We start from the raw sequence: 13,056 nt of genomic DNA on the forward strand, positions 1-13,056 counted from the left end.
GTTCTTGTTGTTCATGGCGTGGCGCTTCCCGGGCCGACATCGAGCGCGGTCCAGCCGTCGGGGCCCAGGGCTTCGAGCGTCTCGATGTTGCGCTCAAAGATCGCCTCGGCCTCGGGGAAAGCCTCGACCGCGCGGTCCACGCTGTCTTCGCGCAGCAGGTGCAGCGTGGGGTACGGCGCGCGGTTGGTGGCGTTGGTGATGTCGTCGGCCTCGGTGCCGGCGAACTGGAAATGCGGATGGAAGCTGGCGAGCTGCAGCACGCCGTCGAAGCCCGCGCGGGCGAGCTTGCGCTCGGCGCGCTCGGTGAAATCGTTGAAGTCGAAAAAGTCCGCCAGCGCGTGGGGGACGATCAGCAAGGTGGTGTCGCGCACCTCGGCATCGAGCGCCACGAGCGCGCGGGCTTCGGCCAGCAGCGCGTCGATGAGGCGGCCTTCGTGGGTGTCGAGGTAGGTGAGGTAGTGGATCTGGCCCTTCACATGCACCGCCTTGGCGAAGGGGCACAGGTTGAGGCCGATCACGGCGCGCTCGAGCCAGCGCCGGGTGTCGGCTTCGGCCTGCGCGGCGTCGGTGACCGTCGGATCGCTCATGCCGTGGCCTCCGTCAGTCGGCGAATACGCCCGAGGCGCGCAGCGACCGCCATGCCGGCAAGCGAGCAGGCCAGCGTGGCGGTCCAGGTCCAGTGCCAGCCTCCGACGCGGTGCGCCAGCCAGGCCACCGCCGGCGGCGCCAGGAACTGGCCGAGCGACGACGCCTGCTGCATCAGGCCAACGGTGGTCGAGACGGTGCTCGGCCCCGGCGCCAGCCGCACGCCCAACAGGAACAGCGTCGCCGGCACCATGCCGCCGCCGAGCGAAAAGGCGCAGATCGCGGCATAGCGCAGCGCGGGCGGCAGGCCCAGCGCTTCGGCGCCGGCGCCCTGCCCCACCTGCGCGAAGGCGGCGACGCCGCCCAGCGCCATGGTCAGGAAGCCCCACTGCAGCAGGCGCTCGGGCGCCACGCCGCGCTGCAGCCAGCGGCCGCCCATGAGGTTGCCGACGATGTTCATCGCCGCGGCCAGCGCGGTCAGCACCGCGCTCCAGGCGGCCGGCACCTTCGCGTCGGCATAGATGGCGGGCAGGAAACCGATCACGGCCATCCATTGCGACGAATACACGGCGAAGGTCAACGCGACCAGCCACGGCGCACGTGCACCGACCGTCTCGCGCAGCCGCGACGCCCAACCGGCCGACGCGGGCTGCGGGCTTGCACCGGCCACGCGGGGCCGGTCGCGCGGCACCGCCAGCCACACCCAGAGTGCCGCTCCCGCCGACACCAGCGACAGCGTCCACCACCAGTCGGCCCATCCGCCCCAACCGATCAGGGCCGGGCCGATCAGAAGCGCCAGCGCCACGCCGAGCGGCATGTAGGCGCCCCACAGGCCCAGCGCAGCCTTGTCGGCGCCCGCCGGTGTGAGTGCGCGGATGAGTCCCGGCCCCGGCATCACCGCCATCAGGAAGCCGATGCCTTCGGCCGCACGCAGCACGAACAGCCACAGCACCGCGTGAGACCCGCCCAGCAGACCGGCACCGACGGCGCCCCCGAGCAGGCTGGCCGTCGTCAGCACCGCCAGCCCGACCAGCATGCTGCGCCGCAGGCCGATGGAGTCTGCGGCGAGCCCAGCCAGCAAGCCGAGCGTCATGCTCGCGACCTGGACCAGCGACAGCAGGAAACCCGCCTCGACCAGGTCGATGCCCAGCGACGCCTGCAGCGCCGGCACGGCGGGCGGCAGCTTGCCCAGGTGCAGCGCGGCACTGACACCGCCCAGCACGACAGCGAAGGCCGCTGCGGGCACGCGGGCCGACGTGCTGCTCGAGCGCACAGCCGCCGTCATGCGATGCCCCGCCGGCCGGTCAGCCGTTCGTGCTCGCGCATGGCGAAGCGGTCGGTCATGCCGGCGATGTAGTCGGCCACGGCGCGGTGCCGGTCGCGGCGTTCGGCGTACGAGGCGGGCATCTCGGTGCCGCGCGCCAGGTAGGCGTCGAACAGCCCGCGCACGACCTCGCTCGCCTGGTCGGTGGTCTGCGTGACCTGCGGGTGGCGGTAGAGGTTGCGGAACAGGAACTGCTTGAGCGCCTCCGACTGCGCCTGCATGACGCCGCTGAAGGCCACCAGCGGCGGAGCCTGGCGCACGGCGTCGGCATCGACGGGCGCCAGCGCCTCGATGGCCGCGCGCGTCGTGTCGATCACGTCGTAGACCTGTGCGCTGAGCATGCGGCGGATGGTTTCATAGAGCACGCGCCGGCCTTGGCCCTGCAGGTGCGGATGCTCGGCCAGCGCTTCGCGGCGGTAGCGTTCGAACAGCTCGACGTCGGCCAGTTGCTCGACGCTGATCAGGCCCGAGCGCACGCCGTCGTCGATGTCGTGCGCGTTGTAGGCGATGGCGTCGGCCAGGTTGCACAGCTGTGCCTCCAGCCCGGGCTGCGTGCGATCGAGAAAGCGACGGGCCACGCCCTGCGGCTCGGCCGCCTCGATGCGTTCGGCGTTGGCGCGCGAACAGTGCTTGAGGATGCCTTCGCGGGTCTCGAAGCTGAGATTCAGGCCGTCGTACTGCGGGTAGCGGTGCTCCAGCGCGTCGACCACGCGCAGGCTCTGCAGGTTGTGCTCGAAGCCGCCGTGCTCGGCCATGCAGGCGTTGAGCGCGTCCTGGCCCGCGTGACCGAAGGGCGTGTGGCCCAGGTCGTGGGCCAGCGCGATCGCCTCGACCAGGTCTTCGTTGAGCCGCAGCGCGCGCGCGATGGAGCGGCCCAGCTGCGCGACTTCGAGCGAATGCGTGAGCCGCGTGCGGAACAGGTCGCCCTCGTGGTTGAGGAACACCTGGGTCTTGTAGACCAGCCGGCGGAAGGCGGTGGAATGGACGATGCGGTCGCGATCGCGCTGGAAGGCGTCGCGCGTGGGCGCGGGCGGCTCCGCGTGGCGCCGTCCGCGCGAGCGCGCGGGGTGGCAAGCGTACGCCGCGAGGCTCATGCCGCGCAGCACTGCGCGAGCACGTCGCGCACCATCGCGTCGGGCGCGCTGCGCACGACGGCGGAGCCGGGTCGGTCGATCACCACGAAGCGGATCTCGCCGGCTTCGGACTTCTTGTCGACGCGCATCAGCTCGAGGTAGCGCTCGGCGCCCAGCGCCGGCCCCACGGTGGGCAGGCCGGCGCGCTCGATCAGGCGGGTCAGCCGTTCGACGAAGGCCTCGTCGATGCCGCCGAGGCGCTGCGACAGCTGCGCCGCCATGACCATGCCGCAGCCGACGGCTTCGCCGTGCAGCCATTCGCCGTAGCCCAGGCCCGACTCGATGGCATGGCCGAAGGTGTGGCCGAAATTGAGGATGGCCCGCAGGCCGGTCTCGTGCTCGTCCTGGCCGACCACCAGCGCCTTGATCTCGCAGCTGCGCTTCACGGCATGGGCCAGCGCGGCCGGGTCGCGCGCCACCAGCGCTTCGATGTTCGCTTCGATCCAGTCGAAGAAGGCCATGTCGTAGATCGGACCGTACTTGATGACCTCGGCGAGGCCGGCGCTCAGTTCGCGCGGCGGCAGCGTCTGCAGCGTGTTCAAGTCGCACAGCACGAGCTGCGGCTGGTAGAACGCGCCAATCATGTTCTTGCCCAGCGGGTGGTTGATGGCCGTCTTGCCGCCCACCGAGGAGTCGACCTGCGCCAGCAGCGTGGTCGGCACCTGCACGAAGGGCACGCCGCGCATGTAGCTGGCGGCGGCGAAGCCGGTCATGTCGCCCACCACCCCGCCGCCGAGCGCGAACAGCACCGTCTTGCGGTCGCTGCCGTGGCCCAGCAGGGCGTCGAAGATCAGGTTGAGCGTCTCTAGGTTCTTGTGCGCCTCACCGTCGGGCAACTCGAGCAGGTGGACCGTGCGAAAGCGCTTGGCCAGCACGGTCCGCAAGGCTTGCGCGTAGAGCGGCGCCACGGTGGTGTTGCTGACGATCAGCGCGCTCGCGGCCGCGGGAACGACACCGAAGCTGGCGGGGTCTTCCAGCAGGCCGCCGCCGATCAGGATCGGGTAGCTGCGCTCACCGAGCTGGATCTCGACGCGTTCGGGCTTTGGCGGGGCGGAAAGTGCGGGCGAAACAGACAGGGACATGGCCGCGAGTTTAGGCGCTCGGGCCTGCCGGGGTCAGTCCGAGGGCTCTTCCGGATGGGCGCCGGGTTCGACCACGCCCGCCAGTTCGAGCTGCATCACGATGAGGTTGACCAGCACCGCGATCGACGGCCGGCCGGTGTCGACCACGTCGTGGGCCGTTTCCCGGTAGAACGGGTCGCGAGCGTCGTGCAGTTCGCGCAGCCGGCCCAGCGGATCGGCCACCTGCAGGAGCGGGCGCTTGACGTCGTGACGCAGGCGCCGGAACAGGTCTTCGGGCGAGGAACGCAGGTAGATGACGTGGAAATGGTCGCGCAGCTCCTGGCGGTTGGCCTCGCGCAGCACGGCGCCACCGCCGGTCGCCAGCACGCCGTGGGGGTGGACGGCCAGATCGGCAATGACCGCCTGCTCGATGTCGCGGAAGGCGGCTTCGCCCTCGCGGTCGAAGAAATCACGGATCGTGCAGCCGATGCGCTGCTCGATCACGTGATCGGTGTCGATGAAGGGAGTGTTCAGCCGAGCGCCCAGCCGCCGGCCCACTGCGGACTTTCCGGCGCCGGGCAACCCGACAAGTGCGACCGCCACGCGGTGGCTGCTACGCCCGCGCGTCAGCGCGCGGCGTTGCGGTCGGTAATCATCTTCGGGGTGATAAAGACGAGCATTTCGGTCTTGTTGGCAACGCGTTCGCGCTTGCGGAACAATGCCCCCATGTAGGGGATTTCACCCAGCACCGGCACGCGCGATTCGTCATTGGTTTCGGTGAGCTCGAAGATACCACCGATGACGACCGTGCCGCCGTTCTCGACCAGCACCTCGGTCTGCACGTGCTTGGTGTTGATGGCCGGGCCCGCCGAAGTATTGACGCCGCGGGCGTCCTTGCTCACGTCCAGCGTGAGGATGATGTTGCCCTCGGGCGTGATCTGCGGCGTGACTTCGAGCTTGAGCACCGCCTTGCGGAACGAGATCGACGTGGCGCCGCTGGAGGTGGCCTGCTGGTAGGGAATTTCCTCGCCCTGCTCGATCAGCGCCTTGGTCTGGTCGGCCGTGATGACGCGGGGGCTGGAGACCAGCTTGCCCTTGCCATCGGCTTCGAGGGCGGAGATCTCGAGGTTCAGCATGCGCGAGAAACTCGAATTGAACAGCGAGATTGCGAAGGTGCCGGCCGCGTTGCCGGTGCCGCCGGCATCGCCGGCAGGCAGGTTGATGAAGTTGGAATTGGTCCAGGTCGTGGTAGGCGTACCGCCCGTACCGCCGGTCCCCGTGACAGGCATCACACCCAAGGTGCCGAACGCACGATTGCCGGACGACGAAGCAAAACGCTCTCCGGAAATACCGCCACCGAGTCGCACGCCGAGCGACTTGCCGAAGGTGTCCGAGGCTTCCACGATGCGCGCTTCGATCAGCACCTGGCGGACTGGAATGTCCAGCTTCTGGATCAGGTCGGCGACCTGGGCCAGGCGCGAGGGAACGTCGGAAACGAACAGCTGGTTGGTCCGCGCTTCGGCGATCACGCTGCCGCGGGGGCTCAGGATGCGCGAGGTCGCGCCGCCGCCACCACCACCGCCACCCGCCGATGCACCGGTCCCCGTCAGGCCCTGTGCAATCGCAATGGCCTTCGTGTAGTTCAGCTGGAACGACTGCGTGCGCAGCGGCTCCAGGTTCTCGATCGCCGCCTTGGCTTCGAATTCGAGCTTTTCCTTGGCGTTGATCTCGTCCTTGGGCGCGATCCACAGCACGCTGCCGTTCTTGCGCATGCCCAGGTTCTTCGCCTGCATGATGATGTCGAGCGCCTGGTCCCAGGGCACATCCTTCAGCCGCAGCGTCAGTGCGCCGCTGACCGAATCCGAGGTCACGATGTTGAAGTTCGTGAAGTCGGCGATCACCTGCAGCAGCGAGCGGATCTCGATGTTCTGGAAGTTGAGCGACAGCTTCTCGCCGTTGTAGCCGACACCTTGCGTGAGCTTGCTCGGGTCGACCTTGCGCGCGCGGACTTCCACCACGAACTGGTTCTCGCTCTGGTAGGCGCTGTGCTCCCAGTCGCCCTTGGCATCGATCGTCATGCGCACGCGGTCGCCCGACTGCTGCGAGGTGATCAGCTGCACCGGCGTGCCGAAGTCGGCCACGTCGAGGCGGCGGCGCAGGCCTTCGGGCAGCGTCGACTTGGTGAACTCCACCACGAGGCTCTTGCCCTGCTGCTTCACGTCGACGCCGACTTGGTTGTTCGGCAGGTCGACCAGCACGCGGCCGGTGTTGTCGGCGCCGAGGCGGAAATCGACGTCGCGCAGCGGCAGCGTATCGCGATTGCGGTTCTCGGCGAAAGTGGTCGCCGCGGAAGCGACGAGTGCGGTGCCAGCCACCGGCTCGAGCACCACCAGCAGCGACTTGCCCTGGATCTCGGCCTTGTACGCCGTGGCCTGCTTCAGGTTCAGCACGACGCGGCTACGGTCACCAGCCTGCACCACGTTGACCGAGCGCAGGTTGCCCTGGTTCACCTCGATGGCCGAACGCCCGATGGCGTTCGTCACGCCCGGGAAGTCCAGCGCGATGCGCGCCGGCGTCTGCACCGAAAACCCGGCAGGCACGGCGGTGAGCGGCTGGGCCAAGTCGATGCGGATCACTTCCGCGCCCGACTGGGTCGAGCTCGTCACCGACTCGATCGCGTTTTGCGCATGGGCGACGGCCAGGGCACCGAAAGCCAGCAGACCCAGCCCGGCGGCGCGCAGCCACTGTGCCATCGTTGATTTTTTATGGTTCATTTCGCACTCTCTTGCAACTGCAGCGTGGCTACACGTTCGATCCATTCGCCCGCGGCGTCCTGCACGATCTCGCGCAGGGCGACTTCGGTTTCGTTGATACGGGTGATGCGCCCGTAGTTGAGCCCCAGGTATTCGCCGACGCGCACCTTGTAGAGCAGCTTGTCCACACGCACGAGCGCCACCGGCTGGCCGTTGCGGTTCATGCTGCCGACCATAGCCATCGCGTCGAGCGGGAACGCCTCGAGCGCTTCCTTGCGGCGCGCCAGCTCCGGCGCGATCAGCTCGGAGGTGCTCGGCTGGTTCGACTCCCGGCGCAGCGCCTGGGTCAGCTTCAGCATGTTGAAGGGCTCGAACGACGACGCCTCGGTGTAGGCCTGCGGCGTGAACTTCTTGGGTTCGGAGATCGGCGGCACCGAGGGCTTGATCTGGGCGCGCTGCTCGACCATCCAGCGCTGCAGGTCTTCCTGGTCGGAATCGCCGCAGGCGCTCAGGCCCAGCGTGGCCAGTGCCAGCCACAGGACTTTGGCGACCGGCTTCATTTCTTCGCCTTCGGCGCCGTGGCGCGTTTCTGGGCGGCCCGCTCATCTTCGTCGAGGTAGCGGTAGGTGCGCGCGGTGGCGTCCATCGTCAGCACGTCCTTGTCCTTCTGCGGTGTGACGGTCACGTTGTTGAGCGTCACGATGCGCGACAGGCTGGCCACGTCGGCCGCGAAGGCGCCCATGTCGTGGTAGCGGCCCGTGACGCGCACGGCGATCGGCAGCTCTGCGTAGTAGTCCTTGACCGACACCTGGCCCGGACGGAACAGTTCGAACTGCAGGCTGCGGCCGAGGCCGGCCTGGTTGATGTCGGAGAGCAGTGCGTCCATTTCCGCCTTGCTGGGCAGTTGCTTCTCGAGAAGGATCACGTACTGCTGCACCTGCTCGCGCTGCTTCTTCAGCAGGTCGAGGTTGGCGGCTTGCGCCACTTTCTTCTGGTAGTCGGTCCGGAGCGTGACTTCCTTGGCGCGCTCGGCTTCGAGCTCGTCGTTGGAGTTCGTGAGCCAGACAAACCACAGGCCCGCCAGCACCAGGGCGGTCACGGCCAGGCACAGCGCGTAGCGCGGCACCGCCGGCCACATGGAAGGATCGTTCGGATTCAGTCCGCGGAACTGGTCGCCGAAGTTGCGCAATGCGGTGGCGACGTCGACTTTGGGGAGGGATCGGTTGCTGATGGCCATGATCGATTACCCCTTCGCCTGCGCCTTGGCGGCCAAGGCCTTCTCGGCCTCCGCCTTCTGGGCGTCGGTGGGCCGCTTGAGGCCGATGCGCATCGTGAAGTTCGCCACGCGGCGCTGGTCGCGCTGGCTCAGGTTCACGTTGGCCGAGGTGATTTCGACCAGCTCGGGCTTCACCAGCCAGGGGCTGTTGTTGCCGAGGTTGCGCAGCAGTTCCGACACGCGCTCGTTCGACTGCGCCATGCCTTGCAGGGTCACGGTCTGGTTCTCCTGCTTCATGCTGGTGAGGTAGACGCCGTCGGGCAGTTGCCGGACGAGTTCGTTGAGCAGGTGCACGGGCAGATTGCGGTCGCCTTGCAGGTCTTCCACGGCCAGCTGGCGCGCGCGCAAGGCTGCGATTTCTTCCTGCAGTGTCGAGATTTCCTTGATCTCGACTTCGAGCTTCTTGATCTCGGCCTGAAGGAAACCGTTCTTCGATTGCTGAGCCGAAATCTGGGCCTCGAACCACAGGTAACCGAGGCCGGCGATCAGGGCGCCCAACAGCGCGGCACCACCTAAGGTGCCGTAGAAAGCCTCGCGGCGGCGCTTGCGCGCGGCTTCGCGGTGCGGAAGCAGATTGATCAGGATCACTGCAGGAACCTCCGCATGGCCAGGCCGCAGGAGGTCAGATAGGAAGGCGCTTCGCGGCGGACCTTCTTCTCGCGAATGCTGGGGCCGAAGTCCATGCCGTCGAACGGATTCACGAGCGAGCAGGCGAAAGAGGTCTGGCGGGTCACGGCATTGGTCAGCCCCGGCAGCGACGACGAACCACCGGCCAGCAGCACGTAGTCGACGCGGTTGTGCGGCGTGCTGGTGAAGAAGAACTGCAACGCCCGCGCGATTTCCTGCGCGATGCTTTCGACGAAGGGCTTGAGCACGCCCGAACCGTAGTCGTCGGGCAAGTCGCCGCTGCGCTTCTTGGCTTCGGCTTCTTCGGCGGAAAACCCGTACTGACGCACGATCAGCTGGCTCAATTGAGCGCCGCCGAAGGCTTGGTCGCGGTCGTACAGCACCTCCTGGTTGCGCAGCACCTGCATGCTGGTCGTGAAAGCGCCGACTTCGAACAGCGCCACGATGGCGTCCACGCCCTTGCCCGGGAGTTGCTCGATCAGGCGCGCGGTTGCGAGGCGCGAGGCATACGACTCGACGTCGAGAATCATGGCCTTCAGGCCCGCGGCTTCCGCCAGGCCCTCGCGGTCCTGCACCTTCTCCTTGCGGGAGGCGGCGATCAGCACTTCCACGTCGCCGACGGAGGTCGTGCTCGGTCCCGTCACGCAGAAGTCGAGACTCACCTCATCGAGCGAGAACGGGATGTACTGGTTGGCTTCCGATTCGACCTGGATCTCGAGCTCCTGCTCGCTCATGCCGCCCGGGAGAATGATCTTCTTGGTGATGACCGCCGAGGGCGGCAGCGCCAGCGCCACGTTGCGGGTCTTGGTGCCGCTCTTGCGCACGACGCGGCGCACGGCTTCGGCGACTTCGTCGAATTTCTCGACGTTGCCGTCGGTGATCCAGCCGCGTTCGAGCGGTTCGATGGCGCAGCGCTCCAGGACCAGCTTGCCGCTGGCCTCACGGCCGAGCTCCACCAGCTTCACGCTGGACGAACTGACGTCCAGTCCCAGCAGGGGGGCGTTCTGACGACGAAACAATGATCCAAGAGCAGCCAAGTTAGGTCCCTCTCCCCCTGTTATTTGTAACCAATGGAAAAATATGCGTTCGGTTGCATGCTAGCAGCAGGCACAGCGCCCACCAAGCGTGCAGAAAGCCCGGAACCGACAACCGTTGTCAAAACGTGACGTCAAAGCCGCATTCTGTAACTTTCTGCTTAGCCCCTGGAGAGGGAATGCGCGAGGTAACAAAGATCCGGAGGCGCCGAGGGGGCGGCTTTTTATAATGTCCGGTGACTCTCCGGGCCCCCATGCAAGAAACTTCCAGCCCGAAAGGGCGCGCCAAGACTCCTCCACCCGAACGCCCCTTCTGGCTGAAATGGCTGTTGCGTTTCGTGTTCTGGGGGGCGGGCATCGCTGCGGCGGGCCTGCTTTCCATCCTGTGCGTGGTGGCCGTGGCCCTGGCAGTGGCCTACCCCAACCTGCCGGACATCTCGGAACTCTCCGACTACCGACCCAAGCTGCCGCTGCGCGTGTTCTCGGCCGAAGGCACGCAGATCGGCGAGTTCGGGGAAGAGCGACGCAACCTCACCCCCATCGCCGCGATCCCCAAGGTCGTGAAGGACGCCGTCCTGGCCGCCGAAGACGCCCGCTTCTATGACCATGGCGGCGTCGACTACAAGGGGCTGGTCCGCGCCGGCCTCGCCAACCTGAACCGCGTGAAGAGCCAGGGCGCCTCCACCATCACGATGCAGGTGGCCCGCAACGTCTACCTGAGCTCCGAGAAGACGCTGACCCGCAAGATCTACGAGGTGCTGCTGACCTTCAAGCTGGAGCACCTGCTCACGAAGGACCAGATCTTCGAGATCTACCTGAACCAGATCTACCTGGGCAACCGCGCCTACGGTTTCGCGGCCGCTTCCGAAGCCTATTTCGGCAAGCCGCTGTCCGAGATGACGATCGCCCAGGCCGCCATGCTGGCCGGCCTGCCGAAGGCGCCCGGCGCGAACAACCCGGTCAACAACCCGCAGCGCGCACGCGGACGCCAGTTCTACGTGATCGATCGCATGCAGGAGGCCGGCTTCATCACCGCCGAGCAGGCGGCCGAGGCCAAGAAGGAAGAGCTGCACCTGCGCGACGCCGCCGACCCGAACCGCCTGCACGCCGAGTACGTGGCCGAAACCGTGCGCCAGCTGATGTACGCCCAGTACGGCGACAGCACCTACACGCGCGGCCTCAAGGTCTACACCTCGCTGGTCGCCGCCGACCAGGCCGCGGCCTACAAGGCCCTGCGCAAGGGCATCATGGATTACGAGCGCCGTCAGGTGTACCGCGGCCCCGAGAAGTTCATCGACCTGCCGAACGACCCCAAGGAGCTCGACGAGGCGGTGGACGACGTGCTGAACGACCACCCCGACAACGGCGATGTCATGGCGGCCGTGGTGCTCAAGGCCACGCCCAAGGAAATCCAGGCCATCCGGGCCAACGGCGACGCCGTGCAGATCACGGGCGACGGCCTCAAGCCCGCGCAGTCCGGCCTGTCGGACAAGGCACCGCCCAACATCAAGATCCGCCGCGGCGCCGTGATCCGCGTCGCGAAGACGCCCAAGAACACCTGGGAAATCACCCAGCTGCCCGAGGTCGAAGGCGCATTCGTCGCCATGGACCCGCGTGACGGCGCCATCAAGGCGCTGGTCGGCGGCTTCGACTTCGGCAAGAACAAGTTCAACCACGTCACGCAGGCCTGGCGCCAGCCGGGCTCGAGCTTCAAGCCCTTCATCTACTCGGCGGCGCTCGAAAAGGGCTTCACCCCCGCCACCGTCATCAACGACGGCCCGCTGTTCTTCGACGCCGGCACCACCGGCGGCCAGCCCTGGGAGCCCAAGAACTACGGCGGCGGCTTCGACGGTCCGATGTCGATGCGCACCGCGCTGATGAAGTCGCGCAACCTCGTGTCGATCCGCATCCTGCAATCCATCGGCACGCGCTACGCGCAAGACTGGATCACCAACTTCGGCTTCGACAAGGACAAGCACCCCGCCTACCTGCCGATGGCGCTCGGTGCCGGCGCCGTCACGCCGATGCAGATGGCGGTGGGCTATTCGGTGTTCGCCAACGGCGGCTACCGCGTGAATCCGTACCTCGTGACCCGCGTCACCGACCACAAGGACCGCGTGCTGGTCGACGTCCAGCCGCCGCTGCTCAATGAAGCCTCGCGCGCCATCCCGCAGCGCAACGCCTTCATCATGGACACGCTGCTGCAGTCCATCACGCGCGCCGGCACGGCCGCGAAAGCGCAGGCGATGCTCAAGCGCCCCGACCTCTACGGCAAGACCGGCACCACCAACGACTCGCTCGACGCCTGGTTCGCGGGCTTCCAGCCCACCATGACGGCGATCTCGTGGATCGGCTACGACACGCCGCGCAACCTGGGCGACCGCGAAACCGGCGGCGGCCTGAGCCTGCCGATCTGGATCAACTACATGGAAACCGCCCTCAAGGGCGTGCCCGTGACCGACCTGTCGACCACGCCGCCTTCGGGCATCGTGAGCGTCGGCGGCGAGTGGTACTACGACGACTACGCGCCGGGCCGCGGCGTGTCGAGCCTGGGCGTGGAATCCTCCGCGCCGGTGGCCCCCGCCGAAGCCCTGAGCGGCCCGGCGATCAGCGCGCCTGCGCCGCCCGAGGAGCGCAACCGTATCCTCGACCTGTTCAGGAACTGATCGAGGAAGACGGAGCGGCGGCTCAGGCCGCCGCGAACACCAGCGGCTGCCCCGCCTGCAGGGTCGCCTCGCGCGACAGGTTGCCGAAGAATTCTTCCCCGGTCTTGGTGTCCACCCACACCCGGCCGTCGTGCCGGTAGTGGTAGCCGCCGGAGCGTGCCGCCAGCCAGATTTCCTGCAGCGGCTTCTGCAGGTTCACGATCAGCTGGCTGCCGTTGCGAAACGACATCGTGATCATCCCACCGACCCGCTGGTTGTCGATGTCGGCGTCGGTCGCGTCGTTGATGCGGTCGCAGCCCTGCTCGATGGCAGCAAGCGCCGCCTCGGCGCGGTCCATGTACTCGGTGTCGGTCATTACAATTTCAGCATGTTGAATGTTCGCCAAATTCTAGTGAGCGCTCGCGCCCGCACCGCGCTCATGGTCTGCCTTGCCGCCAGCGCGGCCGGCCTTGCGGCGTGCGGACAGCGCGGCGCGCTCTATCTGCCGACCGATCCGGCAGCCGCCCAGCGCGCCACCTTGCCCCAATTGCTCACCCCCGGCGGCTCCAAAGCCTCCGACAACGAAGCGGCCCCCAAGCCCGCCGCAGCCAGCAGCGC

At 67.5% G+C, this 13,056-nt stretch carries 13 protein-coding genes; 2 read left to right on the plus strand and 11 right to left on the minus strand.

What is annotated here, in order from left to right; all coding sequences use genetic code 11:
• Positions 1 to 11: 11 nt before the first annotated feature.
• Genes AC07YS_RS21520 through AC07YS_RS21565 form a run of 10 tightly spaced genes read right to left on the minus strand, consistent with a single transcriptional unit; the run spans position 12 to position 9,796 of the window.
• Positions 12 to 587 carry a DUF1415 domain-containing protein gene (locus AC07YS_RS21520; protein ID WP_495270005.1) on the minus strand — a complete coding sequence of 192 codons (576 nt, stop codon included), beginning with the start codon at positions 585 to 587 and terminating at the stop codon, positions 12 to 14.
• Positions 584 to 1,870 (minus strand): MFS transporter, encoded by a 1,287-nt coding sequence (locus tag AC07YS_RS21525; RefSeq protein WP_495270004.1) that lies wholly within the window; start codon positions 1,868 to 1,870, stop codon positions 584 to 586. Before AC07YS_RS21525 ends, AC07YS_RS21520 begins: the two co-directional genes overlap by 4 nt.
• A complete protein-coding gene (locus tag AC07YS_RS21530; protein WP_495270003.1) occupies positions 1,867 to 3,003 on the minus strand; it encodes a deoxyguanosinetriphosphate triphosphohydrolase in 1,137 nt (378 codons plus the stop codon). The genes AC07YS_RS21525 and AC07YS_RS21530 overlap by 4 nt, the downstream gene beginning before the upstream one ends.
• Positions 3,000 to 4,124, minus strand: coding sequence for a 3-dehydroquinate synthase (gene aroB / locus AC07YS_RS21535; RefSeq protein WP_495270002.1), 1,125 nt, complete (start codon positions 4,122 to 4,124; stop codon positions 3,000 to 3,002). Before aroB ends, AC07YS_RS21530 begins: the two co-directional genes overlap by 4 nt.
• 33 nt (positions 4,125 to 4,157) lie before the next feature.
• A complete protein-coding gene (locus tag AC07YS_RS21540) occupies positions 4,158 to 4,706 on the minus strand; it encodes a shikimate kinase (RefSeq protein WP_495270001.1) in 549 nt (182 codons plus the stop codon).
• A gap of 23 nt (positions 4,707 to 4,729) precedes the next feature.
• A complete protein-coding gene (locus AC07YS_RS21545; RefSeq protein WP_495270000.1) occupies positions 4,730 to 6,877 on the minus strand; it encodes a type IV pilus secretin PilQ in 2,148 nt (715 codons plus the stop codon).
• Positions 6,874 to 7,416: a pilus assembly protein PilP gene (locus tag AC07YS_RS21550; RefSeq protein ID WP_495269999.1), complete on the minus strand. Its 543-nt coding sequence runs from the start codon at positions 7,414 to 7,416 to the stop codon at positions 6,874 to 6,876. The genes AC07YS_RS21545 and AC07YS_RS21550 overlap by 4 nt, the downstream gene beginning before the upstream one ends.
• Positions 7,413 to 8,093 (minus strand): type IV pilus inner membrane component PilO, encoded by a 681-nt coding sequence (locus AC07YS_RS21555; protein ID WP_307584252.1) that lies wholly within the window; start codon positions 8,091 to 8,093, stop codon positions 7,413 to 7,415. The genes AC07YS_RS21550 and AC07YS_RS21555 overlap by 4 nt, the downstream gene beginning before the upstream one ends.
• Positions 8,094 to 8,099: 6 nt before the next feature.
• Positions 8,100 to 8,720, minus strand: coding sequence for a PilN domain-containing protein (locus AC07YS_RS21560; protein WP_070059948.1), 621 nt, complete (start codon positions 8,718 to 8,720; stop codon positions 8,100 to 8,102).
• On the minus strand, positions 8,717 to 9,796 hold the full coding sequence (locus AC07YS_RS21565; protein WP_062471776.1) for a pilus assembly protein PilM: 1,080 nt from the start codon (positions 9,794 to 9,796) through the stop codon (positions 8,717 to 8,719). Before AC07YS_RS21565 ends, AC07YS_RS21560 begins: the two co-directional genes overlap by 4 nt.
• A 251-nt stretch (positions 9,797 to 10,047) precedes the next feature.
• On the opposite strand from AC07YS_RS21565, the gene AC07YS_RS21570 reads away from it, so the two are divergent.
• On the plus strand, positions 10,048 to 12,459 hold the full coding sequence (locus AC07YS_RS21570; RefSeq protein ID WP_169805026.1) for a penicillin-binding protein 1A: 2,412 nt from the start codon (positions 10,048 to 10,050) through the stop codon (positions 12,457 to 12,459).
• A 22-nt stretch (positions 12,460 to 12,481) separates the two neighbouring features.
• On the opposite strand, the gene cyaY is transcribed toward AC07YS_RS21570, so the two are convergent.
• Positions 12,482 to 12,814 (minus strand): iron donor protein CyaY, encoded by a 333-nt coding sequence (cyaY, locus tag AC07YS_RS21575; RefSeq protein ID WP_062471779.1) that lies wholly within the window; start codon positions 12,812 to 12,814, stop codon positions 12,482 to 12,484.
• A 12-nt stretch (positions 12,815 to 12,826) separates the two neighbouring features.
• On the opposite strand from cyaY, the gene lptM reads away from it, so the two are divergent.
• A partial coding sequence (gene lptM / locus AC07YS_RS21580; RefSeq protein WP_495274874.1) for an LPS translocon maturation chaperone LptM occupies positions 12,827 to 13,056 on the plus strand: 230 nt, incomplete at its 3' end.

The sequence above is a fragment of the Variovorax sp. GW458-11-26-14-LB1 genome, from assembly GCF_059423965.1.

Bases quoted from the DNA above. Each gene is read 5' to 3' on its own strand.
- AC07YS_RS21525 (WP_495270004.1), bottom strand. From the start codon at position 1,870: ATGACGGCGGCTGTGCGCTCGAGCAGCACGTCGGCCCGCGTGCCCGCA.
- aroB (WP_495270002.1), bottom strand. From the start codon at position 4,124: ATGTCCCTGTCTGTTTCGCCCGCACTTTCCGCCCCGCCAAAGCCCGAA.
- AC07YS_RS21530 (WP_495270003.1), bottom strand. From the start codon at position 3,003: ATGAGCCTCGCGGCGTACGCTTGCCACCCCGCGCGCTCGCGCGGACGG.
- AC07YS_RS21550 (WP_495269999.1), bottom strand. From the start codon at position 7,416: ATGAAGCCGGTCGCCAAAGTCCTGTGGCTGGCACTGGCCACGCTGGGC.
- AC07YS_RS21570 (WP_169805026.1), top strand. From the start codon at position 10,048: ATGCAAGAAACTTCCAGCCCGAAAGGGCGCGCCAAGACTCCTCCACCC.
- AC07YS_RS21545 (WP_495270000.1), bottom strand. From the start codon at position 6,877: ATGAACCATAAAAAATCAACGATGGCACAGTGGCTGCGCGCCGCCGGG.
- cyaY (WP_062471779.1), bottom strand. From the start codon at position 12,814: ATGACCGACACCGAGTACATGGACCGCGCCGAGGCGGCGCTTGCTGCC.
- AC07YS_RS21520 (WP_495270005.1), bottom strand. From the start codon at position 587: ATGAGCGATCCGACGGTCACCGACGCCGCGCAGGCCGAAGCCGACACC.
- AC07YS_RS21555 (WP_307584252.1), bottom strand. From the start codon at position 8,093: ATGGCCATCAGCAACCGATCCCTCCCCAAAGTCGACGTCGCCACCGCA.